Source organism: Aureibaculum koreense, from assembly GCF_034296135.1.
Taxonomy (GTDB): Bacteria; Bacteroidota; Bacteroidia; order Flavobacteriales; family Flavobacteriaceae; genus Aureibaculum.
In genome coordinates this window covers 59,665-84,593 of the sequence record NZ_JAXKVV010000013.1, presented here as the reverse complement: position 1 = coordinate 84,593, position 24,929 = coordinate 59,665, and the positions used below count along the sequence as shown (strand labels likewise).

Here is a 24,929-nt window from a genome sequence, read left to right as displayed (position 1 = left end):
ATTGATTTATTTTATATTAATAAGTAATTTTTAGGTCTAAAAATTCAATTAGTATTTATAACTCTTTATCTTACTTTAAAAGCAAATATAAAATCCAACATTCATTTTATTAACATTGTGTTAACAACACATAGGCATTGTTAATAACATTAGTTTTATTGTTGACAATCATAACGATTATCTATTCTTAATATTGTTGCTTTTTTTACGTTTTATTGGCTTTCATAAAATACTTATATTAATGTGTTTTTAAATCAAAAATTTTCTAATTCTTCCTTTTTTAACCTATATTTGCACTTATTTAGAACGAATCTATATAGACAATGATACAAGTATCTGAAATAGCAAAAAAGAAAGTCATTGAATTGATGCAAGATGATGGCTTTGACGCCACTACCGATTTTGTGAGGGTAGGTGTTAAAAGTGGCGGTTGTTCTGGCTTGTCTTACGAACTAAAATTTGACAAAACACAACAAGAAAGCGATAAAGTATTTGAAGATAATTCTATCAAAATCATAGTCGATAAAAAGAGTTTTTTATATCTGGTTGGTACTACCCTTGATTATTCGGGTGGTCTTAACGGGACAGGCTTCGTATTTAAGAATCCTAATGCGAATAGAACTTGTGGGTGTGGGGAGAGTTTTTCACTTTAAAAAATAAGAATGAGTAAATATACAGAGGACGATTTAAAAAAGGAGCTTGAAACCAAAGAGTATGAATACGGTTTTTATACGGATATTGAATCCGATAAATTTCCTGTGGGATTAAACGAAGATGTGGTCAGGGCAATTTCCAAAAAGAAAAACGAACCGGAATGGATGACCGATTGGCGTGTAGAATCTTTTAGAATTTGGGAAAGTATGACCGAACCCGATTGGGCCAACGTTACATACAAAAAACCAGATTTTCAGAATATTAGCTATTATGCCGCCCCAAAGAAAAAACCTGAACTGGAAAGTTTGGACCAGGTTGACCCTGAACTACTAAAAACTTTTGAAAAGCTTGGTATTTCAATTGACGAACAAAAACGATTATCTGGTGTAGCAGTTGACATTGTGATGGATTCCGTTTCGGTTGCTACCACTTTTAAAAAGACATTGGCGGAAAAAGGTATTATTTTCTGCCCCATTTCAGAAGCCATTCAAGAACATCCTGAATTGGTGAAAAAATATTTGGGTTCCGTTGTACCGCAAACAGATAATTTTTATGCCGCTTTAAACAGTGCCGTATTTAGTGATGGTTCTTTTTGCTATATTCCGAAAGGGGTAAAATGCCCAATGGAGCTCTCCACATATTTTAGGATAAATGAAGGTGGTACAGGACAATTTGAACGTACATTGGTTATTGCCGATAAAGGAAGTTATGTGAGTTATTTAGAAGGCTGTACCGCTCCTCAGCGTGATGAAAATCAATTACATGCTGCTGTAGTAGAACTCATTGCCCTTGATGATGCTGAAATAAAATACTCGACCGTGCAAAACTGGTTTCCGGGTGGTAAAGACGGTAAAGGCGGTGTTTTTAACTTCGTTACCAAACGTGGTTTGTGCGAAACCAATGCTAAAATATCATGGACACAAGTTGAAACCGGATCTGCAATTACTTGGAAATATCCTAGTTGTGTGCTGAAAGGCGATAATTCAATTGGTGAATTTTTCTCGGTTGCCGTTACCAATAACTACCAACAAGCAGATACGGGAACAAAAATGATACATTTAGGAAAAAACACGAAAAGTACTATAATCTCCAAGGGAATTTCTGCCGGAAAATCGCATAATTCCTATCGCGGATTGGTACAAGTACATGCCCGTGCCGATAATGCCCGGAACTTTTCGCAATGTGATTCTTTATTGATGGGTAACGAATGTGGAGCACATACTTTTCCATATATAGAAGTAAAAAACAAAACCGCTAAAATAGAACATGAGGCTACTACTTCAAAAATTGGAGAAGATCAGTTGTTTTATTGCAACCAACGTGGTATAGATATGGATAAAGCCATTGCTTTAATTGTAAACGGATTTAGTAAAGAAGTGTTGAACAAATTGCCCATGGAATTTGCAGTAGAAGCACAGAAATTGTTGGAGATTAGTTTAGAAGGATCTGTAGGTTAAATAGATTTTAGAGAAATTTAAGCACTTATTTAAATAGGTATATTAAAATGAAAAAAATTATCTTTTTATTATTGGCAATAAGTATTATTGCTTGTAAGGAACAAAAAAAGGGTGGTGATGGAAGCACCGAAAATACGAAAAACGATTCAATTAAAGTTACTTTGCACGTTTTGGAAGGTGGCACGGTTATAGCCAATAAATTGGAATTATTTTCTGAAGACACTACCTATACAGGGCAATCAAAACAATTTGCTGATGCCTATTATGTAATTCAACATCCCAAAGGAAATTTAATGTGGGATGCTGGTTTGCCCGAAAGTTTGGTAGGTATGGCAGAACCTTTTACAGACCCGAGCGGTGCATTTACGGTTTCTAGAAAAGATTCGTTAAAAAACCAACTAAAAGCCATTGGTTTAACGGTTGATGATTTTAAATACATAGCTTTATCGCATTCACATTTTGACCATGTGGGTCATGCCAATGCTTTGAAAAATACCACTTGGTTGGTGCAAGAAAACGAATACGATTTTTTTACCAGCGATTCCGCTAAAACAAAACAAGCGGATATCTATAAAGCTATTAAAGATTTAAATAATGTTCAAAAACTAAATGGCGATTATGATGTTTTTGGAGATAGCACGGTAGTGATAAAATCCATGCCCGGCCACACCATTGGGCATCAAGTATTATATCTTGATCTTGCTTTGGAAAGGCCTGTTTTATTAACGGGCGATCTATATCATTTTGAAGAAAACAGAACACATAAAAGGGTTCCAATGTTCAATTACGATATTCCTTTGACTAAAAAAAGCATAGAGGCTTTTGAATCGTTTGCTGCCGAAAAAAATGCCGATGTTTTTATACAACATTCACAAAAAGATTTTGAACGCTTAAAATCATTATTAAATAATTAAACCTAATGGTAGAGGACATTAATTACGTATTCCTTGCACTTTTAATTAGCCTGCAATATTTAGGTTTTGAACCGAATTTTTATCAATTCTCCGTAGATTATACTGAGATTGACGGAATACAACAGCCTGGCGTAGTTGCTAATCTTATACCCTTAGAGGATAGTGAAAATGAGTGGTCGATTTCATCAGGAAATAATAAAATTGATTTAAAAGTAACCGATGATAAGATAGCCGATCTTAGAAATGGGAAATGGCATTTTACAGATTTTAAAGAAATTGATTTTAACCGATTTAAAAAAGAAAAAGATACCGTTTTTGACATGAAAAAGAAAGCACTAATTGCTGTTTCTAAACATAATGACACATTGAAGTTTAAAATGCTCGAAAATTCAGCATATAAATCAATAAAAATCTATACTAATAAATAATAAAGACCATAATTAAAATTACATGCTTAAAATAGATAATTTACATGCCGTAATAGACGATAAAGAAATTCTAAAAGGAATTAATTTAGAGGTAAAGGCCGGAGAAGTTCATGCCATAATGGGGCCTAACGGATCTGGCAAAAGTACCTTGGCTTCTGTTATTGCAGGCAAAGAAGAGTTTGAAGTGTCCGAAGGGAGTATTATGCTAAATGGAGAGGATCTTGACGATTTTGCACCTGAAGAAAGAGCTCATAAAGGGATTTTTCTTTCGTTTCAATATCCTGTAGAAATTCCCGGTGTTTCGGTTACCAATTTTATTAAAACAGCCATTAACGAAACCAGAAAAGCAAATAAACAGGAAGATTTGTCGGCAAAAGACTTACTTAAAAAAATTCGTGAAAAAGCGGAACTTTTAAATATTGATCGAAAATTTTTATCGCGTTCGTTGAACGAAGGTTTTTCCGGTGGAGAAAAAAAACGCAATGAAATTTTTCAAATGGCAATGTTAGAGCCCAAATTAGCAATATTGGACGAAACAGATTCTGGTTTGGATATTGATGCTCTGAAAGTAGTTGCCAATGGCGTAAACAAACTAAGAAGTAAGCACAATGCCGTTATCGTAATTACTCATTACCAACGTTTATTAGATTATATTGTTCCTGATTTTGTTCATGTGCTGCACGAAGGTAAAATTGTGAAGTCAGGTGGTAAGGAATTGGCCTTAGAACTTGAAGAAAAAGGGTATGATTGGGTGAAATAAAAAAGCCCCTCCCTTGCCCTCCCCCTTTTGGGAGGGAATTGATTACGCATTAAAATATAAATAAGATAAATTTTTAAATCTTAAATTTTCATGAGTTTAAAAGAACAACTAATAACTTCATTCTTGGTTTATGAAGATAAAATAAGCGGAGAGGCTGATGGTAAAATTCAAGATATTCGCTCAGAGGCTTTCAGCCGCTTTGAAGAGATGGGGTTTCCAACAAAAAAAGACGAGGAATGGAAATACACATCGTTAAAACCGATTCTAAAACACAACTATAAGATTTTTCCGAAAATAGAATCCGCAATTGAATTTAAGGAAGTAAAAAAATACTTTTTGCACGAAATAGATACTTATAAAATTATATTTGTTGATGGTGTATATAGCTCATTTTTATCAGAAACCACACATGATGGCTTTGATATTTGTTTGCTTTCAGCTGCTCTTTCGAAGCCAAAGTACAAAATGGTTATTGACCATTATTTTAATACAATCGCTAAAAAAGAAGACAGTATTACATCATTAAATACTGCCTTTTCTAAAGAAGGTGCGTATATCAATATTCCAAAAAATACTATTGTACCAAAACCAGTTCAAATTATCCATTTCTCAACGGGAATTGAAACAGAAGTTTTACTTCAACCTCGTAATCTAATTGTAGTTGGTGAAAATTCACACGTACAAATTGTGGAGCGTCACCAAAGTTTAAATGAAAATGTAGTGTTGACCAATTCCGTTACTGAAATTTTTGCCAACAAGCGTGCGATTGTTGATTATTACAAAATTCAAAATGACCAGAAAACGGCTTCATTAATTGATAATACTTATGTAAGACAAGCCCAGCAAAGTGTAGCTTCAGTAAATACATTTTCGTTTGGTGGTAACTTAACTCGAAATAATTTAGAGTTTTATCAAAAGGGAGAGCATATTACTTCTAACCTTAATGGGATAACTATTATTGAAGAGAAACAACTTGTTGATAATCACACTCTTGTAAATCATGAATTTCCAAATTGTGAAAGTCACGAATTGTATAAAGGTATTTATTTTGATACCTCAACAGGTGTCTTTAACGGAAAGGTTATAGTTAAAAAAGAAGCTCAAAAAACCAATGCCTATCAACAAAATGATACAATTCTAATTGATGACAAAGCTTCCATAAATGCAAAGCCCCAGTTAGAGATTTTTGCTGATGACGTAAAATGTTCGCACGGCTGTACTATTGGCCAATTAGATGAAGATGCCCTGTTTTATCTTCGTTCACGCGGAATTCCTAAAAAAGAAGCCAATGCTTTACTGTTATATGCTTTTGCGAACGACGCTCTACAAAAAATTAAAATTCCCGAGTTAAAAACAAGAATCACAAAGATTATTGCTAGTAAATTAGATGTTAATTTAGGGTTTGAAGTTTAACCCCCTCCCCAGCCCTCCCCGAAGGGAAGGGAGTTTCATTTGTTGGTGTTTTTTTGACAACATGTAAGTCTTTGTACTGTACTTAATTCTTAATACTACTTAAAATCTCCTTCAGAAAAGTATTAAAGTCAAAGGCATTATCGTTATTGGTCAATCCCATTCTTACAATAACCAAATCTTTCGAGGGGATTATAAAAACACGTTGCCCCTGGTAACCATTGGCAGAGTACAAATCTTTTGGAGCATCAGGATATTTTCCACCAGCATTGAGCCAAAAATGTCCGCCATATTGACCGTTTGAACCATTTGTGGGCGTTTTAACATAATCGGACCACGATTCTTCAAAAAGTTGCTCGCCATTCCAATTGCCTTTATGCAAGTAAAGTAATCCAAATTTTGCCCAATCGCGGGTAGTAGCCCATCCGTACGATGAACCGACGTAATTACCTTTCATATCCGCTTCGATTACCATTGAGTGCATTCCTATTTTATCAATCAACGCGGAATACCAAAAGTCTAAATATTCTTGATGTGTACTGAATTGTTTTCTTAAAATTCCAGAAAGTAAATTAGAGGTTCCGGAGGAATAATTCCACACTTCGTTAGGTTTGCCAATCAGCCCTTTTTCTTCTTGAATTTTAGTCATATCATCTGTTAAAAATAACATTTTGGTAACATCAGAAATTTTTTCATAATCTTCCTCCCATGCCAATCCGCTGTTCATTTGTAATAGGTTATTAATAGTAATGCTTGCTCTTTCATCATCTTTCCAACTTTCTATGGGAGCTTTATCGTTAATATTGAGTTTACCCTGCTTCTGAAGGATTCCAAAAATTGTTGACGTGATGCTTTTGGTCATAGACCAACCCAATAATTTGGAATTTTCATCAAATCCTTCAGCATATTTTTCAGCAACAATTTCGTCTTTATAAACCACCAAAACAGACCTGGTTTGTTTTAACTTATTATTATTGAACATACTATCAACAGCAGTTTGCAAAAGATTATAATTTATATTTTCAAAAACAGTATCTTTTTGCTCGGCATCTCCATACGGAAAAGGTTTGCCATTATCAGTAAAATTGCGTTTTGGAATTAAAAAAGTTTGATTTTCATCTGCATCCTTTGGTACTAATACAGCACCTAAACCTTCTCTGTAAATAGCTTTTCGGGTCAACAGCCCATAAACCGAAGCCGTTGCCGATTTTTCTTGTAAATCAACTTTATCATCAGCAATGTTGATCGGTGTAAATCCGTTATCGACTGAATCAGTAAACTCAACTGATCGTTCAGCTAAAAATACCGATGAGGCCATATCCTTGGCTGAGTATCCCGCAATAATATTCAATCGGGGATAGTTGGTATAAACAGCATAGGCAAGAGCCAATAAACCAAGTAAAAAGATGTATTTTAATGCTTTTTTCATGTATTAATATTTATTGTTTTTCAACGAACATCCCGACGCTTCGGGACTGTTCGCAAATTGTCATTCCCTTAGGTGATAAAACTTTCAACATGTTCGTTTCATTACTTTGGAGAAGATTTTTTTGAATTTTGAACAAATATAGATTAATCAGACTAATTACTAGTTTGTTTTGTAATTTTGTAAGCTCACTTGAAATGATATGTTAGACATCCAAAAAATTAGGGCTGATTTTCCCATTTTACAACGTAAAGTTAACGGTTACCCTCTAGTTTATTTTGATAACGCCGCCACTTCGCAAACACCGCAAGTTGTGATTGATGCAATTGTTGATTATTACAGTAATTATAATGCCAATATTCATCGCGGAGTACACACGTTGAGCCAAGAAGCTACGGATGCCTATGAAAAGGCAAGACATAAGATTCAAGATCATTTTAATGTTAAGTACGCTCATGAAATTATTTTTACTTCGGGCACAACGCATGGTATTAATTTAGTGGCTAACGGATTTTCTTCATTATTAAATAAAGGAGATGAAATTATTGTTTCTGCTTTAGAGCATCATTCTAATATTGTACCATGGCAAATGCTATGTGAGAGAACAGGCACCATTTTAAAGGTAATTCCGATGAATGATAATGGTGAATTAATAATGGACGTGTATGAGGATTTACTTTCAACTAAAACCAAATTGGTTTTTGTAAATCATATTTCAAATGCCCTTGGAACGATTAATCCCATAAAAGAAATCATTCAAAAAGCCCATGAAGTGGGTGCCGCTGTTTTAATTGACGGAGCACAAGCGGTACCACATATCAAACCTGATTTGCAAGCATTAGATGCCGATTTCTATGTAGCCTCTGCCCATAAAATGTGCGGCCCAACGGGCGTTGGGTTTCTATATGGAAAGGAGGAGTGGCTTAACAAGCTTCCACCCTACCAAGGCGGTGGCGAAATGATAGCAGAAGTTTCTTTTGAAAAAACTACGTATGCCGATCTGCCACATAAGTTTGAAGCGGGCACACCCAACGTTTGTGGTGGGATTGCCTTTGGTGTAGCCATTGATTATATGAACAGTATTGGCTTTGAAAACATAGCTAATTATGAAAATGAATTACTTAATTATGCGACTGAAAAATTATTAGCCATTGACGGATTAAAAATCTACGGTCCCGACGTCTCGGGAGCTGCTAACAAAACTTCTGTAATTTCTTTTAATATTGAAGGTATCCATCCGTATGATATTGGCTCTATTGTAGATAAATTAGGTATTGCAGTTAGAACAGGGCACCATTGTGCCCAGCCCATTATGGATTTCTTTAATATTCCGGGAACAGTACGTGCTTCTTTTGCTTTTTATAATACGAAAGAAGAGATTGATAAATTGGTTGAGGCTGTGATTAAGGCTAAGGGGATGTTGAGTTAACTACTTCCGACCAAAATCCGCAGGAATCTCTCCCCATGCTTTAGTTTCCCATTTTAAAATTGGTGTGTTATATTTATTTCCCTTTAACCACTTTTCGGCCCGTTTAATCATATCAAATAAAGGTTTGTTTTCATCCGTAATTTGTAAATTGGTGCGGCATTGCCCTTTTTTTACCCAACTCATGGCAATTTTAGAATCGGAATAAATGGGTAAGTCAATCTTTTTTTGTTTTAAATAGCCCAATCCGTGTACCAAAGCCAAAAATTCGCCGATATTGTTTGTACCTTTTTCAAAAGGCCCTTGTATAAATAATTGTGATCCAGAATGGGTTTCTACACCTCGATATTCCATTTTTCCGGGGTTGCCACTGCAAGCAGCATCAACTGAAATAGAAGGAACAATCGGTTTTCCTATTCGTTTTAATTCCGCTTCTGAAAGTTTTACCTTTTTTGTGTCTTTGCCTTTGTAGTCTTCGTAATTTCCTTGAAAAGCTTTCTCGGCTTCTTCTTTTGAAGTGAAGGATTTATATTCAGCACCCACAAATCCGTCAATTTGTTTTTTACAGGTATTCCAAGATGTGAAAACTCCTGTTTTTTTACCTTTCCAAACTACATAAAACTTTTTTTTTGCCATTTTTAATTTTCTTAGCTGAATCCTAATGTTTTATATTATTTTTTCATTTTTTCCATTGATGGAAAAACGAAACAAAAAAATCTAGACTGATTTTAAGTTTCTACAATTCTTGCTTGATTTTCATACCGCACCACCCAGACCGCTCTGCTCTTTGGGTGGCTTCCTAAATCCAATTCAAAAATCAATTTGATTTGTTACGAAACTTAAAATAGGTCTTTCAACAAAAACTATAACTAGATGTCAACAGAAACAGCTTAACTAATAATCAATTTTTAAGAATAGTTTCCTCAATGACTCTCGGAAAATGCTCATATTCCAATTGATGAACTTTTTGGGCAACATTTTCAAAAGTATCTTTTTCACCGACAGATACTTTTGCTTGAAAAATAATGGCTCCCTCATCATAATTTTCATTTACGTAATGGATGGTTATCCCTGTTTCTTTTTCCTTGTTGGCAACTACGGCTTTATGCACGTTGTCTCCGTACATACCCTTTCCGCCATATTTTGGTAATAAAGCTGGATGAATATTAATAATTTTATCCACAAAGGCATTGATAATATTTTCTGGTATTTTCCATAAAAATCCTGCTAATACAATATAATCGGCTTCCTTTTTTAAAATATCCAGGACTTTATCCGTTTTAAAAAAATCATCTCTGCTAAAACTTGATCTTTTGATATTCAATCTTTTAGCCCGATCCAACACTTTGGCATCCTTCTTGTTTGAAAGCACTTGTGTTATGGTTATAACATTGTTTTTTTGAAAATACTTGATTATATTCTCGGCATTGGTTCCGGAGCCTGAAGCCAAAATTGCAATTCTCTTCATTATTAAAATGTAAAACTATATCACAAAAAAAAGAATTATTATTAACAAATACTGTGGAATAATTTAAAAGTTAAACAATTTTTTTTAAATTAGTCCTCATATTTTTGTGGCGAATAGGATATTTAACGTAAAGTTTCATATTTTTGCCACAAATTAAATTAAAAATTAGAAAAATTATGTCAGACATTGCATCAAGAGTAAAGGCTATTATCGTTGACAAACTAGGCGTTGACGAAAATGAAGTAACTAATGAAGCTAACTTTACTAACGATTTAGGAGCAGATTCTTTAGATACCGTAGAGTTAATCATGGAATTTGAAAAAGAATTTGATATTCAAATACCAGACGATCAAGCAGAAAACATTGGTACTGTTGGTCAAGCAATCAGCTATATAGAAGAAGCTAAAAAGTAATCTAACGATACTTTAATATAGGCTACGAGCAACACTTTTAGTGATTTGCTCGTAGTTTTTATAATCACTAATCTATATCCTTCACATTCACATGGAATTAAAACGAGTAGTTGTAACTGGACTAGGGGCTTTAACACCAATTGGTAATACTGTTGACGCCTACTGGGAAAATCTAGTAAATGGCGTAAGTGGTGCCGCACCTATTACTCATTTTGACGCAACAAAATTCAAAACTCAGTTTGCATGTGAAGTCAAAAATTTTAATCCTACAGATTTTATCGATAGAAAAGAGGCACGTAAAATGGATAAGTTTACGCAATATGCCATGGTAGCTTCTGATGAAGCTATTTCAGATTCAGGATTAGATTTAGAAGCTATTAACAAAGAACGTGTTGGCGTAATTTGGGGAGCGGGTATTGGTGGTCTCGAAACCTTTCAAGATGAAGTTTTAAATTTTGGAAGCGGAGATGGTACACCTAGGTTCAACCCTTTCTTTATCCCTAAAATGATTGCAGATATTGCCCCAGGTAATATCTCTATCAAAAACGGTTTTATGGGACCGAATTATACCACGGTTTCTGCATGTGCATCTGCTGCCAATGCCATGTTCGATGCGTTAAACTATATTCGTTTAGGGCATTGTGATGTAATTGTTACCGGTGGTAGCGAAGCTGCTGTAACTATGGCAGGAATGGGCGGATTTAACGCTATGCACGCTCTATCAACCAGAAATGACAGCCCTGAAACGGCTTCCAGACCGTTTGATGCAACCAGAGATGGCTTTGTATTGGGCGAAGGTGCCGGAGCTATTGTTTTAGAAGAATATGAATACGCAAAAGCTAGAGGAGCCAAAATTTACGCCGAAGTTATTGGTGGAGGTTTATCTTCTGATGCTTATCACATGACAGCTCCACATCCGGAAGGTAAAGGTGTAATTGTTGTGATGAGGAATTGCTTGGAAAATTCAGGATTAAAACCTGAAGAAGTAGACGCAATAAATACCCATGGAACTTCTACTCCATTGGGTGATGTAGCTGAACTAAAGGCGATAAAAGAGGTATTTGGCGATCACGCAAAAAATATCAATATCAACTCTACAAAATCCATGACAGGACATTTATTAGGTGCTGCAGGAGCTGTTGAAGCCATTGCATCTATTTTATCCATAGAGCATGGAATTGTACCTCCTACTATTAATCACACTACGGTGGATGAAAATATCGATCCGAATCTAAATTTAACCCTTAACAAAGCTCAGAAAAGAGATGTTAAAGTGGTTATGAGCAATACGTTTGGTTTTGGTGGACATAACGCCTGTATTGTTTTCAAAAAGCTTGAGGCTTAATCATTATAATGAGTTTTATTAGTAACATCTTAAAATCTCGCTCTGAACAAGACGAGATGTTCTTGGCTACAATACGAAAAATAATAGGCTTTAGACCTAACGATCTTAAATACTACAGAAAAGCCTTTACACATAGTTCAGTAAAAAAAACCACTAAAACCGGTAAGCCACTTAATTATGAAAGATTGGAATTTTTGGGCGATGCCATTTTAAGCTCAACAATAGCCATATATTTATTTAAAGAAATACCAATGGGTTCAGAAGGAGATTTGACCCAATTGCGTTCTAAAATTGTAAGTAGAGAGCATTTAAATGAAATTGGAAGAGATTTAGCTTTAATCAATTTAATTGAAAGCAACGTGCCCAAAAAGAACTTTGGTGATAATGTTCACGGTAATATGTTCGAGGCATTGGTTGGTGCCGTTTTTTTGGATAAAGGCCACGAAGCCTGCCATAAATTTATAAACAGAACGGTAATAGAACCTTATGTTGACATTGAACGTTTAGAAGGTAAAATTACCAGTTACAAAAGTGTATTGATAGAATGGAGCCAAAAAGTTAAAAAGCATATTAATTATGAAGTTTATGAAGATACTGGCAATGATACCATAAAGCATTTTAGCGTAAAATTATTTATTGACAACAAAATTCTTTCTAAAGGAAGGGCTACATCGAAGAAAAAAGCCGAAGAAATAGCTTCAAAACGGGCGTATTATAGACTACAAGATATCATTTCTATTTAATTTTCGACCAAATATTACTATAACGATTTCGTTAAAACTTTCTCTTTTTTATAAAACAATCGTTATTTTCGCATAAATTGTTTTGTTTATGACTAAAGTGCTTACATTGGGGTTTGAGTTTGAACATGATTATACCTTAATAGCCATTAACAGTACTTTAGAAGATTATAGACTGGCATATTTTCTAAACCGAGAATTTAAAATAAAGCTCAATTGCCAACCTGAAGGGCTTACGTTCAAAGATAAAAACTGTACATTTACTTTTTATGATTATGAATGTAATTCCAGTTTTAGCTCATGGTCATTACTGGCCAACAAACACATTTATACATCTGTTAATGTTAACGAAAATGATTTGTTCAAAGAAGAATCTAAAATAAATTATTTGATTAACGAAAAAAAAGAAATCGATTATTTTCTAAAAATCAATGGAGAATCAGGTTTAGACAAATTTGAGCTCACAAAAAAAGTGAAAAATATAAGAGGAGTAATAACTTCTTACAATATCGATCCAAAAACTTTAAAATCTAAAGATTATTTAATATTTTAATATATGCGAAATCGTAAAAAAACAAAAATAGTAGCCACCTTGGGTCCAGCCTGTGATACTTATGAAATTATTGAAGAAATGATGACCGTTGGGGTTAATGTTTTTAGAGTAAATTTTTCTCATGCCAATTACGAAAATGTTACTGAGAAAATAAAAATGATAAGAGAAATAAATAAAAAATTAGACTATAATGTAGCTATTCTGGCAGACTTACAAGGACCTAAATTAAGGGTTGGCGTAATGGCTGAAAAAGTAAAACTAAAGAAGGGTGATCAATTTATTTTTACTACCGACAAATGTGAAGGTACTCAAGAAAGAGCCTATATGACCTATCAACAATTTCCGCAAGATGTTAAACCAGGGGAAAATATTTTAGTTGATGACGGTAAACTATTATTTAAAGTTATAAGTACAAATGGTAAAAATGAAGTACTTACCGAGGTTTTACGTGGCGGCAAACTAAAATCTAAAAAAGGTGTAAATCTACCTAATACTAACATTTCACAACCCGCTTTAACTGAAAAGGATAAAAAAGATGCCTTGTTTGCCATTAAAATGAAGGTGGATTGGATCGCACTTTCTTTTGTGAGACATGCCGATGATTTAAAAGAATTAAGAGCATTAATCACAGAACATTCTGATTTTAGAATTCCTATTATGGCTAAAATCGAAAAGCCGGAAGCAGTAACTAGAATTGCCAGTATAACTCCCCATTGTGATGGATTAATGGTTGCCAGAGGCGATTTAGGAGTTGAAGTTGACATGGAGAAAGTCCCTTTAATTCAGAAAAAATTAGTGATTCAGGCAAAAAAGTCAAGAATACCGGTAGTAATTGCTACCCAAATGATGGAAACCATGATTACCAATCAAGTGCCAACAAGAGCTGAAGTGAACGATGTTGCTAACTCGATTATGGATGGTGCCGATGCCGTAATGCTTTCTGGAGAAACATCTGTAGGTGAATTTCCTGTAGAAGTAATCCAAAAAATACGATCTATTATAGAAAACGTTGAAGATTCACCGTTAATTTCACGTTCCGAGTCTTTTATAAGAAGTGTCAACGATCGTTTTATCTCTAAAACTATATGCTATCAGGCCGCAAAAATGGCAGATGATATAGGAGCCACAGCAATAACCACTCTGACCAACAGCGGTTATACCGCATTTCAAATTTCTGCATGGAGACCAAAAACCCATATCATGGCGTTCTCAGACAATAGAAGAATTTTAGCTATGCTCAATTTATTGTGGGGGGTAAAAGCTCATTTCTATGATAAAATGAAAAGTACCGATGACACCGTAGAAGATATTAACCAAATGGCTGTGGACAAAAGATATGTAAAAGCAGGAGATTTTGTGATTAATTTAACCTCTATGCCCGTAAAAGCTAAAGGAATGGTAAATACGTTAAGGGTGAGTCAGATTGAGTAAGTCAGGAGACAGGAGACGGAAGACGGGAGTGAAAATAAGTACGAGATTAGAGGTACGAGAAATGTGAAGACCGAAGACGGAAAGCAAAAGTTTGAGGTGCTAAAAATTGATTGACGAGTAATGAATGTTGACTAACGGTTTCAGAATTTAAAAATCAAAGCTCGTTAATCAGAATAACTCAACAACCCATTAACTTAATAACTCACTATTTAATGAAAAAAGTCTTTCTTGGAATCATCATCGCGGTTGTGTTCTTTTTTGTGTTTAGGTACTGTGAAAACAAAAAGGATGACAAGGCCATTTTGTACGAAAATTCCATGTTGATACAAGAACAGATTAAAAATGTTGGTAAGCTCATTGTAACTGAAGGTCATTTTAGTGAAGTATTTAATTATAAAAATTCAAAAGCCTTATTTACGGATTATTTTACTGCCGATAAAAAAGCATTGGTTGTTGTAAATGCCGATGTAACCATTTCTTATGATTTAAGTAAGATTGAATATAAGATTGACGAAGCCACCAAAACACTTCAAATAATTAGTATTCCAAAAGAAGAGATCTCTATCAGTCCCGATTTAGAATATTACGATATCCAGGCGGATTATTTTAATCCGTTTGAAGCCAAAGATTATAATGATATCAAAGAAACCATAAAAACATCTTTGATTAAAAAATTGCAAAAATCCGATCTGCAAAAAAATGCTAAAACAAGGTTGTTAGAGGAATTGACCAATTTTTATGTGCTGACCAATTCATTGGGGTGGACATTAAAATATGAAGAAAATACGATTATGAAGAAGGAAGAACTTTTTGAGTTGGAACTGTGAAAATTAGTTGACTATAACCCCGAAAGGGCTTAAAGCCCTTTCGGGGTTAGTCTCTCCTTTTTTATCAAATTTAAAGCCTAAATTACCTTTTTCATATCCTTTTCCAACAACTCAACCCCGTCTTTGATTAAATGAGCTATTTCCTTATTTTCAGCTAAGGTTTCCAAATAATTAATCAAGTTTCTTTTAAGCTGAGAGTTTTCTTCATAAACCAGTTCGGCAATTTCTAAAGGCAACAACCAATCGCTAGGATATTCTAACTTTAACAGGATAAATATTTCTTCTAACCTAATGTGATTGAGTTTTCCTTTTTCTCTCATCTTTCTTACTTCCTGGTACAAGCCATGTAGCTTTTTATCTTTTTGGGCATAGGTTATTTTATGTGTTTTTTCTTTCGGAGGCTCAAAAATCAATCCGAAATTTTCCGCATCGGCTACTCCAGAATATGCCGAGACCACTTCTTTACCAACTGCCATATCATAAATTCCCCAGTCAGGGTGAAACAAGAGCTTGTCCTTATGTTTAACAGTGCAATTTTTAAATGAAATCAAAATAATTTTACCCTGTAGGTTTCGTTTGCCCGTAATAATTTCGCCAGTTACAGAAATCTGTCCTTCAAATTTTAGACTCACTACTTTTCCCTCGTAAATACCGTAAGCCTCTAAATCTGTGGGTGACATATCTTCAATGGCAATGTTTATGCCTTTTAGTTTACCAACTGGCGAACCAAACCCGTCAGCATGATGTGTTTTACTGTGCCCAATAAGTTCTTTGTTTTTATACGCCAAGGCAGTTGGTCCAATGGTTTTAAAATAAACAGGTTTGTTGTTTTCATCTGAGATAACCTCATCAAAATTACCGGAAATTTGTATGCCCGTGCTTAATTCTATTGTTCCTAGGTTTTTAGAATCTATCAATTTTTTTATACCCATTAACCCACCATTTCGCAATGCCATTTTATTGGCATATTCTTCCAACACCATACTTAAATGGGCAAAATCTGGGGTTACAAACAATTGCGGTTGTGGCTTTGTAATGTCGAAATCGGTGTCGGCAGCTTCAATTGTATAGGGTACTTTTTTAACATTTTCGCTCATACACCATTGGCTCTCGCCTATGGAAGATAACAATCCCGCACCATAAATTTTAGGATTTTCCAAGGTGCCGATCAATCCGTATTCTACCGTCCACCAATGCAAGTTTCTAATCTTTGCCATTTCGCTCAATTCGGTCATACTCTTGGCTACTTCGGCAACTTTTTTATCGGCTTTAGCAATGTCCTTTTTATTGGTATTTGGGTCTTCTTTTATAATGGATAAATGCCTAATTGCTTCGTACAGTTCATAATCTTTGCCCGATGAAATGGCTTTGCTACCAATTTCGCCAAAACGTCTTAAATACTCGGCATATTCAGGGTTTGCAATAATTGGGGCATGGCCTGCCGCTTCATGAATTATATCAGGTGCAGGAGTATATTCAATATGGTCAATAGTCCGAATATCAGCGGCAATTACCAACGCGTTGTATGCCTGAAATTCCATAAAAGCATTGGGTGGTATAAATCCGTCCACCGAAACCGCAGCCCAGCCCAACTCTTTTAATATCCGATTCATGCCTTGCATTCTTGGAATAGTATCAACAGAAATTCCGGCTTTAGCCAAGCCCGGAATGTACGATTCGTGAGCCACTTTAGCCAAATAATCAATGTTTTTTCGCATAACGTAACGCCATACTGCCTGATTTTGAGCGGTATATTCGTTATAAGGCTGTCGTATTACAAAAGATTGCAAGTGTTTTGGCAATCTGGCAATTATTTTGTTGGATTTAAAGTTCATCTCTACTATTTGCAATTCATGAATGTAAAGTTAATGATTTTAGAACGTAAAATCAGAATCGTTTTTTTAAATTAATCGTATATTTAGTCCGACAAAACAAAAACAAAATTATAATGAGAGGTAGAAGTGGACTCAAAATCAGATTGCTTATTGGTGCAGGTATTATTTTATTTACCTTATTTCAATATTACTCCAAAAGAGAGACAAATCCGTATACGGGCAAAAAACAAAGTATTGCATTAACCGCTGAGGAAGAAATTGCTCTCGGTTTAAAAAGTGCCCCGGCAATGGCACAACAACACGGCGGTTTGTATCCCAGTCAAAAAGATCAAGATATTGTGGACAGGGTTGGTAATGCTCTGGTCAATAATAGTATAGCGAGAGAAACACCATATCGTTACGATTTCCATTTACTAAGAGACCCTGAAACGATTAATGCGTTTGCTTTGCCCGGTGGACAAATATTCATAACCTACGCATTGTATAAACAATTACAAAACGAAGATCAATTGGCAGGGGTTTTGGGTCATGAAATAGGTCATGTAGTGGGCAGACATTCCGCCGAACGCATTGCCAAACAAGGACTAACACAAGGTATAATTTCTGGTGTTTTAGTTGGTGGTGGCGATGGTACCGGACAAATGGCAGCTATGATCGGAAATGTAATCAACATGAAATATGGCAGAGGTGACGAGCTGGAAAGTGATGAATTGGGTGTCAGATTTATGCTAAAGGCAGGCTATCAACCTGAAGAAATGATTGGTGTGATGCAAATTTTAAAAGCTGCTGCTGGACCCAACAGAACACCTGAGTTTCAAAGTACGCATCCTGATCCTGAAAATAGAATTGAGAAGATTAAAGAAGCGATTGAGAAGTATAGGAATTAAAAAGCCCCAGCCTAGCCCTCCCCTCAAGGGAGGGAAATTGGGACGCTAAATATTTTTGAAAAGTAAATATGAGAGGTCGTAATTTTAATGGTTTGGGAGGTCTTTCTGGTCATGCCTCGTCTATGATTACCAGTCTCAAAAATAATTTGAGGCGAAAAAATATTGATAAATTTAAATCTTCAAAGGCTAAAATCGAGTATAAAGAAGGCACTATTGACAAAAAAGCGACACCTGAACAACTAAAAGCAATTAGAGAAAAACTTCAAAAAGAGAATAAGAAAAAACGTATCATAACAATACTTTATTTTGTTATTTCATTTATCATTTTAATGATTTTGCTAAAGGTCATTGTGTTTTAGTAGTAACATTTCCCCTCTTGAGGGTCATGTCCTATGAATTAATATTTTCTAAAATATACCTTCCTTAATCCCTCCAAAGGAGGGAGACTTATTCTGCCAAAATGAAAGATAATCACGTTTTAATAGGAATTCGCATTAAAAATTCATTGTTTCTCAACTCAAAACGACGATATATTTTTTGTTAGGACGTAACTGCTCAAGAAGAGAACTATCCAGCCATAAAAAAATCCCCAACGGAAACCGTCAGGGATTAAACCCGCATTATGCACTAGAAAATTTATTACAGCTCGAAACTACTTAAAAATATACCGCTTTGCTACATTTTTCAATTTAACCTTAGCGGTGCTATGCTAAAATTCATAAAATGCCATATTTTATTGTATTTTCAACCTTCATTACAAAGTTCTAGTACATAATTCGGGTTAAAGGGAAATAAAATAAAAAATTACTTACTGTTTTTTCTTGCTTTCTTTTTATCCTTTTGGGCTTTTAAAGCGGCTTCAATAATTTTATAGGTATCGTGTGCTTTAGAAATTTTAGCATATTTTAAAGCCGTATATCCTTTGTTCGATTTTGCTTTTAAATCGGCTCCGTTTGCAATCAACAGGTTAACAATATCAACCCTATTGTACCTTGCAGCATACATCAAAGGAGTCATTCCAACTGATTTTTCATTAATATCGATCCCTGCTTTAATCATACTTTTAACTGCATCATAATTTCCGGTGGTAATCAATTTACAAAATGTATTTACACTAGTGCTGTAAACAATATCAAGGTTCATTTTGTTGGCTTCAATCTTAGAAGTGTTCTTTTCAACTGAAGCATTTTTAGTAGTGTCTTTAATCGGATTTGCATTTACTGACAATCCGAATACGAGGGCGAATAATAAAATTAGATTTTTCATAATATAATTTGTTTTAAGTTACACTATAAAGACGACAGCTAATTACAATTCGTTACTCCTTTCAGTGCCAATTAACCTAAGTTTAACCGTTTGTTAAAAAAATGTTATGGCTTTTTAAAGTGTGTTAAATCAACTATAACGTTATTTTTATTAATCGTATTCACATGCTAAATTCCCTTTTAAAATCCTTAATTTTGCTGTATCAATTTAGAGACCATGAACAAAAAAGTTATTTTAATAATCCTTGACGGATGGGGAATTACACAAAACCCCAAAGTATCGGCAATAGCACAAGCTAATACGCCTTTTGTAGATGCACTTTTAAAAAATTATCCAAATGCAAGTTTACGTACCGATGGGTTACATGTAGGTCTGCCCGAAGGACAAATGGGCAATAGCGAAGTGGGACACATGAACTTAGGTGCCGGACGCATTGTCTATCAAGATTTAGTTAAAATAAACAAGGCCGTGGAAAACGGTAGCATCGCCAATGAACCTGAATTAAAAAAGGCTTTTACTTATGCGAAAGAAAATAACAAAAATGTCCATTTTGTAGGTTTGGTTTCTGATGGTGGCGTTCATTCGCATATCAGTCATGTTAAAGGATTGGTTACTGCCGCCAATGATTTTGGTTTGCATTCTTATGTACATGCTTTTACGGATGGTAGAGATGTTGACCCGCATTCCGGTAAGGAGTTTATTGTGGATTTAGAAAATCATTTGCAACAAAACAAAGCCCAGTTGGCTTCAATAATTGGTAGATATTACGGAATGGACAGAGATAGACGTTGGGAACGTGTTAAATTGGCTTATGATGCCATGGCAAACGGCATCGGTAAAAAATCACATAATGCTGCCCTATCTATTCAAGAAAATTATGATGATGGTATTACGGACGAGTTTATCAATCCTATAGTTATGGTTGATGATAATGATAATCCAGTTGCCACAATTAAGGAAGATGATGTTGTTATCCTTTTTAATTTCAGAACGGACAGAGGACGACAAATTACAGAAGCTTTATCGCAAAAAGATTTTCCCGAATACAAGATGAAAAAGCTAAACTTGTACTATGTAACCATGACCAATTATGATGACAAATTCAAAAATGTTCATATTATTTACAATAAAGATGATCTCTCCAATACATTGGGAGAGGTTTTAGAAAAACACAATAAAAAACAAATCAGAATTGCCGAAACGGAGAAATATCCGCACGTTACGTTTTTCTTTTCAGGAGGTAGGGAAGATGAATTTGTGGGTGAAAGTCGCCTAATGTGCCCATCTCCAAAAGTTGCCACTTACGATTTACAACCGGAAATGAGTGCCAATGATATTGTTGCGGCAATTTTACCAGAACTTGAAAAACAGGAAGCTGATTTTATCTGTCTGAATTTTGCCAATACCGATATGGTTGGGCATACAGGTGTAATGTCGGCAGCTATAAAAGCAGCCGAAACCGTAGATAAATGTACTGAAAAAATTGTGGAAAGTGCTTTGAGAAACAATTATACTGGCATTATTATTGCAGATCACGGTAATAGTGAAACTATGATTAACGAAGACGGATCACCCAATACCGCACACACCACCAATCCTGTGCCAATTATAATTGTTGATAAGGATATTAAATCGGTTAAAGATGGTATTTTAGCGGATATTGCCCCAACAGTTTTAAAATTATTGGGTATAGATAAACCTACGGTAATGGATAGAGAATCTTTAATTTGATACCTAGTTTAAAGAAATATGAAAAACTTAATTTTTATTGCTGTTTGTACATTCCTATTTAGTGGATATACTTTTGCACAACAAAAAGAAATCATTGCCAAACCAAATTATATAGAAGGAGTTACCTCGCAAGATGCCTTTAAGGATACCCCTTATAACACTTGGTTCAATCGAAACTATGACGGCTATAAACTTGACGAAGCCACTGTTAAAGAAATTAAGAAAAACCTAAAAGGAGTAACCATAAAAGCATTTATGGGAACTTGGTGCGGTGATAGTAGACGTGAAGTTCCTCATTTTTATAAATTGTTAGAATCCGCTGGTTTTGATGAAAGTAACTTAGAAATGATTGGGGTTAATTATGGAAAAAAAACAACTGATAATCTTCAAGAAGGTCTAAATATTATAAGAGTGCCCACCTTTATTTTCTATAAAAAAGATAAAGAAATCGGTAGATATGTAGAATATGCCAGAGAGACTTTAGAAAAAGATATTTTAAAAATCCTTAAAGAAGAACCTTATAAACATTCTTACGATAAAAGCTGATAATTTATTTTTAAATACTAAAATAGCTGGTTTCCAGTTTAGTATTTTGTAGAATAGAATATTGCCTTAAATTTGCATAAATTATAATAACTCTAAATGATTCCAAAGGACCCTTTAATAATTGCAGTTGATTTTGACGGTACAATAGTAGAAGATGCTTATCCTAAAGTTGGTAATCCTAAACTTTTTGCCATAGAAACTTTAAAGGAATTGCAAAAAGATGGACATAGATTGATTCTCTGGACATATCGCTATGGAGAAAGGCTTCAAGAAGCGGTTGATTTTTGTGAAGAAAAGGGAATAAAATTCTATGCGGTAAACAAAAACTATCCCGAAGAAAAATTTCAAGGAAAAGTAAGTCGAAAAATAAATGCCGATCTTTTTATTGATGACAGAAATATTGGTGGTATGTTAGGATGGGGCGAAATCTACAAGATCATAAAAAACAACCCCAATGCCGAAGTTCCTAAAAAGAAAAAAAAGAGTTTTTGGAGGTTTTGATAAAACGAACCTATCCTAAATGGGATGGTTGGGGAGAGCCTTTTTTTTAATTACCTTTGCACTTTCCAGTTTTACAATGATTAAAATAAAAACACGAGAAGAAATCGAACTAATGCGAGAAAGTGCATTGATTGTTTCAAAGACATTAGGTATGTTGGCCAAAGAAGTCAAACCTGGTGTTACTACTTTACATTTAGATAAATTAGCAGAAGAATTTATAAGAGACCATGATGCCGTACCCGCTTTTTTAGGATTGTACGGTTTTCCGAACTCTTTATGCATGAGTCCTAATGCTCAAGTAGTACATGGATTTCCCACCAAAGAACCTTTGAAAGAAGGTGATATTATTTCCATTGATTGTGGTGCTTTAAAAAATGAATTTTATGGCGACCATGCTTATACTTTTGAAGTTGGTGAAGTTGATGAAGACGTTAAAAAATTACTGAAAGTTACTAAAGAAAGTTTGTATATAGGAATTCGTGAATTTAAAGCTGGCAATCGTGTAGGTGACGTTGGTTTTGCCATTCAAGAATATTGCGAAAATCACGGTTATGGCGTAGTTAGAGAACTGGTTGGTCATGGTTTAGGAAAAAAAATGCACGAGGGTCCTGAAATGCCTAATTACGGAAGACGCGGTAGAGGGAAAAAATTTAAAGAAGGTATGACCGTTGCCATAGAACCCATGATTAATATGGGAACGCACAGAATTAAACAACTTAAAGATGGTTGGACCATTTTGACACAAGACGGTAAACCCTCGGCACATTTTGAACATGATGTTGCCATTGTTGATGGTAAACCCGAATTACTTTCTACATTTAAATATGTTTATGAAGCATTGGGGATTGAGAGTGATGAGGAAGAGGAGTTTAGAGCAAAGAAATTAGTGGAATAAAGGGCTATACCTCAGAGATTCACAGAGGGAAAAGAGATTCGCAGAGGAATTATGGTAAACAATGAGCTTACGGAGAAGATAATTGGTGCAGCTATTGAAGTGCACCGTAGTCTTGGCCCAGGTCTTTTAGAGTCGGCTTACAAGGAATGTTTATTTTTTGAATTAATCTCTAGAAACCTAATTGTAGAAAAAGAAAAACCGCTACCAATCGTTTATAAAGATGTAAAATTAGATCATGGTTACAGAATTGATTTACTTGTTGAAAATAAAATAGTTTTAGAACTTAAAACAGTAGAATTCCTAAATGATGTACACGAGGCACAGATGTTAACCTACTTAAAACTTGGAAATTTTCCAATAGGTTTATTGATTAACTTCCACACGAAACTATTAAAAAACGGTCTAAGAAGATTTATCAACTCAACTCTGTGAATCTCTGTGAACACTCAGCGTATCTCTGCGGTATAACTTAACCAAATAATTTGCGACTCTTCAAATACATATTAAACACCATCCCTAGGCCTTTTTTAATAAAAGCTAGCTATTGGGTAAGTCCGTTATTTGCACTTTTTTTAAAGGGTTCAAAATATACCGATCCTATTGACGGTAAAAATTTTAGAAAATTTTTGCCTTACGGTTATGGAACCCAACGCCCAAATGTACTTTCGCCTAGTACACTATCTTTAGAGCGGCATAGATTATTATGGTTGTATCTACAAAATGAAACAGACTTTTTTGATAGTTCTAAACCTAAAAAAGTATTACATATGGCACCGGAACAGTGCTTTTTAAAACGTTTTAGAAAACTAAAACATATAGAATTGATTACGGCCGACCTCTACTCGCCTATCGTTGATGTAAAAGCTGATATTTGTGATCTTCCGTTTGATAACAATAGTTTTGACATGATTTTCTGCAATCACGTTTTAGAACATATTGAAGATGATAAAAAAGCGATGCAAGAATTGTACAGGGTTTTAAAACCTGGTGGCATGGGCATTTTTCAAATTCCACAAGATTATTCTAGAGCAACAACCTACGAAGATTTTACCATAACTTCACCCGAAGAACGTGCTAAACATTTCGGGCAGTACGACCATGTTCGAGTTTATGGTAGTGATTATTTTGACCGATTAAGATCTGTGGGTTTTAAAGTTGATGAAGTCAATTATTCTGCCAAATTATCTGATGCTGAAATAGATAAATATAGATTGATGAAAGATGAAATTTTGCCGATTTGCAGAAAGTAAATTTCTTATAGCTCTTTAATATCGTCAGCTACTATCCAACCAATTTTACCATCGGCTATTTTAATTTTTTTCCAGTTATCCAGACTTTCCAAAACTTTTACCTTTGTCCCTTCGTGCAATTCGAAACTAACTTCACTAGAAACCGTTGGTGCTGTTTTTACCTCAGTTTGTTGGGCAAAGACAATAGCCTCCTTGTTTGATTTTGTAAACTGATAATTTCGATAAGCAATAGCAATGGTTGCCAACGCCAAAGCTGCACTGACAAAACTGGTTATAAAATACAAACGCTTACTGCCCGAACTATACGAAAAATGATATAACAAAAATAGAACTGCAAATAAAAATGACAAGCCTACTCCCAACCAAGCCCAAGTGTTATACGCTAATTTCATAATAAATCCTTGATTTATTTTTTGAAACAATGTTTTGGGCAAAGGTTCAATATTATCTATTGCCATCCTTTTTGCAAAAGCTAAGTTAAATTCCGCATCAGTGTGATTTGGACTTTGTTGCAACACTTTTTCGTAATAATAAATTGCCGGAGCAACTTTGTTCATTTTATAATATGTATTGGCTATGTTATAAAGTAAATCGTCCGAATTAATATTGTGCTTTTCAATCTCTTTATATAGCTCTAGAGCCTCACTGTATTTTTCGTTTTGATAGAGTTTATTTGCCTTTACAAACAGACTGTCCGCCTGGTTGGCATATGCACCAATCGAGACAAATAACAATATGGCTAAGATGTTGTTTTTCATCTGTTTAA

27 protein-coding genes are annotated in these 24,929 nt (G+C 34.7%); 21 read left to right on the top strand and 6 right to left on the bottom strand.

The features are described from left to right. The first annotated feature begins 323 nt into the window (after positions 1–323). From UMM65_RS12050 to sufD, 6 genes are all read left to right on the top strand, one after another. Positions 324–653: a HesB/IscA family protein gene (locus UMM65_RS12050; protein ID WP_321976816.1), complete on the top strand. Its 330-nt coding sequence runs from the start codon at positions 324–326 to the stop codon at positions 651–653. A gap of 9 nt (positions 654–662) precedes the next feature. Then, complete coding sequence (gene sufB / locus UMM65_RS12045) at positions 663–2,111, top strand: Fe-S cluster assembly protein SufB (protein ID WP_321976815.1); 1,449 nt, start codon at positions 663–665, stop codon at positions 2,109–2,111. A 47-nt stretch (positions 2,112–2,158) separates the two neighbouring features. Continuing rightward, positions 2,159–3,025: an N-acyl homoserine lactonase family protein gene (locus UMM65_RS12040; protein ID WP_321976814.1), complete on the top strand. Its 867-nt coding sequence runs from the start codon at positions 2,159–2,161 to the stop codon at positions 3,023–3,025. Between the two features lie 5 nt (positions 3,026–3,030). Further along, positions 3,031–3,453, top strand: coding sequence for a hypothetical protein (locus UMM65_RS12035; protein WP_321976812.1), 423 nt, complete (start codon positions 3,031–3,033; stop codon positions 3,451–3,453). A gap of 22 nt (positions 3,454–3,475) precedes the next feature. Then, the gene (sufC, locus tag UMM65_RS12030) at positions 3,476–4,213 is read left to right on the top strand and encodes a Fe-S cluster assembly ATPase SufC (RefSeq protein ID WP_321976811.1); all 738 of its coding nucleotides are present in this window, start codon (positions 3,476–3,478) and stop codon (positions 4,211–4,213) included. A gap of 90 nt (positions 4,214–4,303) precedes the next feature. Next, positions 4,304–5,626 (top strand): Fe-S cluster assembly protein SufD, encoded by a 1,323-nt coding sequence (gene sufD / locus UMM65_RS12025; RefSeq protein WP_321976810.1) that lies wholly within the window; start codon positions 4,304–4,306, stop codon positions 5,624–5,626. 82 nt (positions 5,627–5,708) lie between these two features. Here sufD and UMM65_RS12020 read toward each other — a convergent pair whose 3' ends face one another. Next, complete coding sequence (locus tag UMM65_RS12020) at positions 5,709–7,052, bottom strand: serine hydrolase domain-containing protein (RefSeq protein WP_321976809.1); 1,344 nt, start codon at positions 7,050–7,052, stop codon at positions 5,709–5,711. A 199-nt stretch (positions 7,053–7,251) separates the two neighbouring features. Here UMM65_RS12020 and UMM65_RS12015 point away from each other — a divergent pair, with 199 nt between their 5' ends. After that, positions 7,252–8,478 (top strand): aminotransferase class V-fold PLP-dependent enzyme, encoded by a 1,227-nt coding sequence (locus UMM65_RS12015; RefSeq protein WP_321976808.1) that lies wholly within the window; start codon positions 7,252–7,254, stop codon positions 8,476–8,478. Here UMM65_RS12015 and UMM65_RS12010 read toward each other — a convergent pair whose 3' ends face one another. Both UMM65_RS12010 and purN read right to left on the bottom strand, forming a co-directional pair. Then, complete coding sequence (locus tag UMM65_RS12010) at positions 8,479–9,111, bottom strand: ribonuclease H family protein (RefSeq protein ID WP_321976807.1); 633 nt, start codon at positions 9,109–9,111, stop codon at positions 8,479–8,481. 265 nt (positions 9,112–9,376) lie between these two features. Further along, positions 9,377–9,943 (bottom strand): phosphoribosylglycinamide formyltransferase, encoded by a 567-nt coding sequence (gene purN, locus UMM65_RS12005; RefSeq protein ID WP_321976806.1) that lies wholly within the window; start codon positions 9,941–9,943, stop codon positions 9,377–9,379. 176 nt (positions 9,944–10,119) lie between these two features. Here purN and UMM65_RS12000 point away from each other — a divergent pair, with 176 nt between their 5' ends. The 6 genes from UMM65_RS12000 (at position 10,120) to UMM65_RS11975 (ending at position 15,252) form a co-directional block, all read left to right on the top strand. Beyond that, a complete protein-coding gene (locus UMM65_RS12000) occupies positions 10,120–10,356 on the top strand; it encodes an acyl carrier protein (RefSeq protein WP_117883955.1) in 237 nt (78 codons plus the stop codon). 91 nt (positions 10,357–10,447) lie between these two features. After that, on the top strand, positions 10,448–11,701 hold the full coding sequence (gene fabF, locus UMM65_RS11995) for a beta-ketoacyl-ACP synthase II (protein WP_321976804.1): 1,254 nt from the start codon (positions 10,448–10,450) through the stop codon (positions 11,699–11,701). Between the two features lie 8 nt (positions 11,702–11,709). Then, positions 11,710–12,444 (top strand): ribonuclease III, encoded by a 735-nt coding sequence (rnc, locus tag UMM65_RS11990; protein WP_321976803.1) that lies wholly within the window; start codon positions 11,710–11,712, stop codon positions 12,442–12,444. Between the two features lie 88 nt (positions 12,445–12,532). Beyond that, positions 12,533–12,994, top strand: coding sequence for an IPExxxVDY family protein (locus UMM65_RS11985; RefSeq protein ID WP_321976802.1), 462 nt, complete (start codon positions 12,533–12,535; stop codon positions 12,992–12,994). A 3-nt stretch (positions 12,995–12,997) separates the two neighbouring features. Beyond that, positions 12,998–14,425 carry a pyruvate kinase gene (gene pyk / locus UMM65_RS11980; RefSeq protein ID WP_321976801.1) on the top strand — a complete coding sequence of 476 codons (1,428 nt, stop codon included), beginning with the start codon at positions 12,998–13,000 and terminating at the stop codon, positions 14,423–14,425. A 212-nt stretch (positions 14,426–14,637) separates the two neighbouring features. Next, positions 14,638–15,252, top strand: a complete 615-nt coding sequence (locus tag UMM65_RS11975; protein WP_321976800.1) for a DUF4230 domain-containing protein — start codon at positions 14,638–14,640, stop codon at positions 15,250–15,252. A gap of 77 nt (positions 15,253–15,329) precedes the next feature. Here the strand turns inward: UMM65_RS11975 and UMM65_RS11970 are convergent, their stop codons facing one another. Then, the gene (locus UMM65_RS11970; RefSeq protein WP_321976799.1) at positions 15,330–17,087 is read right to left on the bottom strand and encodes an aromatic amino acid hydroxylase; all 1,758 of its coding nucleotides are present in this window, start codon (positions 17,085–17,087) and stop codon (positions 15,330–15,332) included. Positions 17,088–17,200: 113 nt separating this feature from the next. Between UMM65_RS11970 and UMM65_RS11965 the strand changes: the two genes are divergently transcribed. Further along, a complete protein-coding gene (locus tag UMM65_RS11965) occupies positions 17,201–17,974 on the top strand; it encodes a M48 family metallopeptidase (RefSeq protein WP_321976797.1) in 774 nt (257 codons plus the stop codon). Between the two features lie 68 nt (positions 17,975–18,042). Then, positions 18,043–18,333, top strand: coding sequence for a hypothetical protein (locus tag UMM65_RS11960; RefSeq protein WP_321976796.1), 291 nt, complete (start codon positions 18,043–18,045; stop codon positions 18,331–18,333). A gap of 445 nt (positions 18,334–18,778) precedes the next feature. Here UMM65_RS11960 and UMM65_RS11955 read toward each other — a convergent pair whose 3' ends face one another. Then, entirely contained in the window at positions 18,779–19,240 is a 462-nt protein-coding gene (locus UMM65_RS11955) for an ankyrin repeat domain-containing protein (protein WP_321976795.1), read from the bottom strand. 216 nt (positions 19,241–19,456) lie between these two features. On the opposite strand from UMM65_RS11955, the gene gpmI reads away from it, so the two are divergent. The 6 genes from gpmI (at position 19,457) to UMM65_RS11925 (ending at position 24,163) form a co-directional block, all read left to right on the top strand. After that, positions 19,457–20,971: a 2,3-bisphosphoglycerate-independent phosphoglycerate mutase gene (gpmI, locus tag UMM65_RS11950; protein ID WP_321976794.1), complete on the top strand. Its 1,515-nt coding sequence runs from the start codon at positions 19,457–19,459 to the stop codon at positions 20,969–20,971. Between the two features lie 18 nt (positions 20,972–20,989). Next, positions 20,990–21,517, top strand: coding sequence for a TlpA family protein disulfide reductase (locus UMM65_RS11945; protein WP_321976793.1), 528 nt, complete (start codon positions 20,990–20,992; stop codon positions 21,515–21,517). A gap of 96 nt (positions 21,518–21,613) precedes the next feature. Continuing rightward, positions 21,614–22,018: a BT0820 family HAD-type phosphatase gene (locus UMM65_RS11940; RefSeq protein ID WP_321976792.1), complete on the top strand. Its 405-nt coding sequence runs from the start codon at positions 21,614–21,616 to the stop codon at positions 22,016–22,018. Between the two features lie 76 nt (positions 22,019–22,094). Continuing rightward, the gene (gene map, locus UMM65_RS11935) at positions 22,095–22,913 is read left to right on the top strand and encodes a type I methionyl aminopeptidase (protein WP_321976791.1); all 819 of its coding nucleotides are present in this window, start codon (positions 22,095–22,097) and stop codon (positions 22,911–22,913) included. 51 nt (positions 22,914–22,964) lie between these two features. Beyond that, positions 22,965–23,345 carry a GxxExxY protein gene (locus UMM65_RS11930; RefSeq protein ID WP_321976790.1) on the top strand — a complete coding sequence of 127 codons (381 nt, stop codon included), beginning with the start codon at positions 22,965–22,967 and terminating at the stop codon, positions 23,343–23,345. A gap of 50 nt (positions 23,346–23,395) precedes the next feature. Next, a complete protein-coding gene (locus UMM65_RS11925; protein ID WP_321976789.1) occupies positions 23,396–24,163 on the top strand; it encodes a class I SAM-dependent methyltransferase in 768 nt (255 codons plus the stop codon). Between the two features lie 5 nt (positions 24,164–24,168). Here UMM65_RS11925 and UMM65_RS11920 read toward each other — a convergent pair whose 3' ends face one another. Beyond that, the gene (locus UMM65_RS11920) at positions 24,169–24,921 is read right to left on the bottom strand and encodes a tetratricopeptide repeat protein (RefSeq protein ID WP_321976788.1); all 753 of its coding nucleotides are present in this window, start codon (positions 24,919–24,921) and stop codon (positions 24,169–24,171) included. Between the last annotated feature and the right edge of the window lie 8 nt (positions 24,922–24,929).

Excerpts from the sequence above, each read along its gene's own strand:
- UMM65_RS11930 (WP_321976790.1), top strand. The coding sequence starts at position 22,965 with ATGGTAAACAATGAGCTTACGGAGAAGATAATTGGTGCAGCTATTGAA.
- gpmI (WP_321976794.1), top strand. The coding sequence starts at position 19,457 with ATGAACAAAAAAGTTATTTTAATAATCCTTGACGGATGGGGAATTACA.
- UMM65_RS12010 (WP_321976807.1), bottom strand. The coding sequence starts at position 9,111 with ATGGCAAAAAAAAAGTTTTATGTAGTTTGGAAAGGTAAAAAAACAGGA.
- UMM65_RS11960 (WP_321976796.1), top strand. The coding sequence starts at position 18,043 with ATGAGAGGTCGTAATTTTAATGGTTTGGGAGGTCTTTCTGGTCATGCC.
- map (WP_321976791.1), top strand. The coding sequence starts at position 22,095 with ATGATTAAAATAAAAACACGAGAAGAAATCGAACTAATGCGAGAAAGT.
- UMM65_RS12050 (WP_321976816.1), top strand. The coding sequence starts at position 324 with ATGATACAAGTATCTGAAATAGCAAAAAAGAAAGTCATTGAATTGATG.
- UMM65_RS11970 (WP_321976799.1), bottom strand. The coding sequence starts at position 17,087 with ATGAACTTTAAATCCAACAAAATAATTGCCAGATTGCCAAAACACTTG.
- purN (WP_321976806.1), bottom strand. The coding sequence starts at position 9,943 with ATGAAGAGAATTGCAATTTTGGCTTCAGGCTCCGGAACCAATGCCGAG.
- pyk (WP_321976801.1), top strand. The coding sequence starts at position 12,998 with ATGCGAAATCGTAAAAAAACAAAAATAGTAGCCACCTTGGGTCCAGCC.
- UMM65_RS11920 (WP_321976788.1), bottom strand. The coding sequence starts at position 24,921 with ATGAAAAACAACATCTTAGCCATATTGTTATTTGTCTCGATTGGTGCA.
- rnc (WP_321976803.1), top strand. The coding sequence starts at position 11,710 with ATGAGTTTTATTAGTAACATCTTAAAATCTCGCTCTGAACAAGACGAG.
- UMM65_RS11985 (WP_321976802.1), top strand. The coding sequence starts at position 12,533 with ATGACTAAAGTGCTTACATTGGGGTTTGAGTTTGAACATGATTATACC.
- UMM65_RS12035 (WP_321976812.1), top strand. The coding sequence starts at position 3,031 with ATGGTAGAGGACATTAATTACGTATTCCTTGCACTTTTAATTAGCCTG.
- UMM65_RS12020 (WP_321976809.1), bottom strand. The coding sequence starts at position 7,052 with ATGAAAAAAGCATTAAAATACATCTTTTTACTTGGTTTATTGGCTCTT.
- UMM65_RS11940 (WP_321976792.1), top strand. The coding sequence starts at position 21,614 with ATGATTCCAAAGGACCCTTTAATAATTGCAGTTGATTTTGACGGTACA.
- UMM65_RS12000 (WP_117883955.1), top strand. The coding sequence starts at position 10,120 with ATGTCAGACATTGCATCAAGAGTAAAGGCTATTATCGTTGACAAACTA.
- UMM65_RS11955 (WP_321976795.1), bottom strand. The coding sequence starts at position 19,240 with ATGAAAAATCTAATTTTATTATTCGCCCTCGTATTCGGATTGTCAGTA.
- sufC (WP_321976811.1), top strand. The coding sequence starts at position 3,476 with ATGCTTAAAATAGATAATTTACATGCCGTAATAGACGATAAAGAAATT.
- UMM65_RS12015 (WP_321976808.1), top strand. The coding sequence starts at position 7,252 with ATGTTAGACATCCAAAAAATTAGGGCTGATTTTCCCATTTTACAACGT.
- UMM65_RS11945 (WP_321976793.1), top strand. The coding sequence starts at position 20,990 with ATGAAAAACTTAATTTTTATTGCTGTTTGTACATTCCTATTTAGTGGA.
- sufD (WP_321976810.1), top strand. The coding sequence starts at position 4,304 with ATGAGTTTAAAAGAACAACTAATAACTTCATTCTTGGTTTATGAAGAT.
- UMM65_RS11975 (WP_321976800.1), top strand. The coding sequence starts at position 14,638 with ATGAAAAAAGTCTTTCTTGGAATCATCATCGCGGTTGTGTTCTTTTTT.
- UMM65_RS12040 (WP_321976814.1), top strand. The coding sequence starts at position 2,159 with ATGAAAAAAATTATCTTTTTATTATTGGCAATAAGTATTATTGCTTGT.
- sufB (WP_321976815.1), top strand. The coding sequence starts at position 663 with ATGAGTAAATATACAGAGGACGATTTAAAAAAGGAGCTTGAAACCAAA.
- fabF (WP_321976804.1), top strand. The coding sequence starts at position 10,448 with ATGGAATTAAAACGAGTAGTTGTAACTGGACTAGGGGCTTTAACACCA.
- UMM65_RS11965 (WP_321976797.1), top strand. The coding sequence starts at position 17,201 with ATGAGAGGTAGAAGTGGACTCAAAATCAGATTGCTTATTGGTGCAGGT.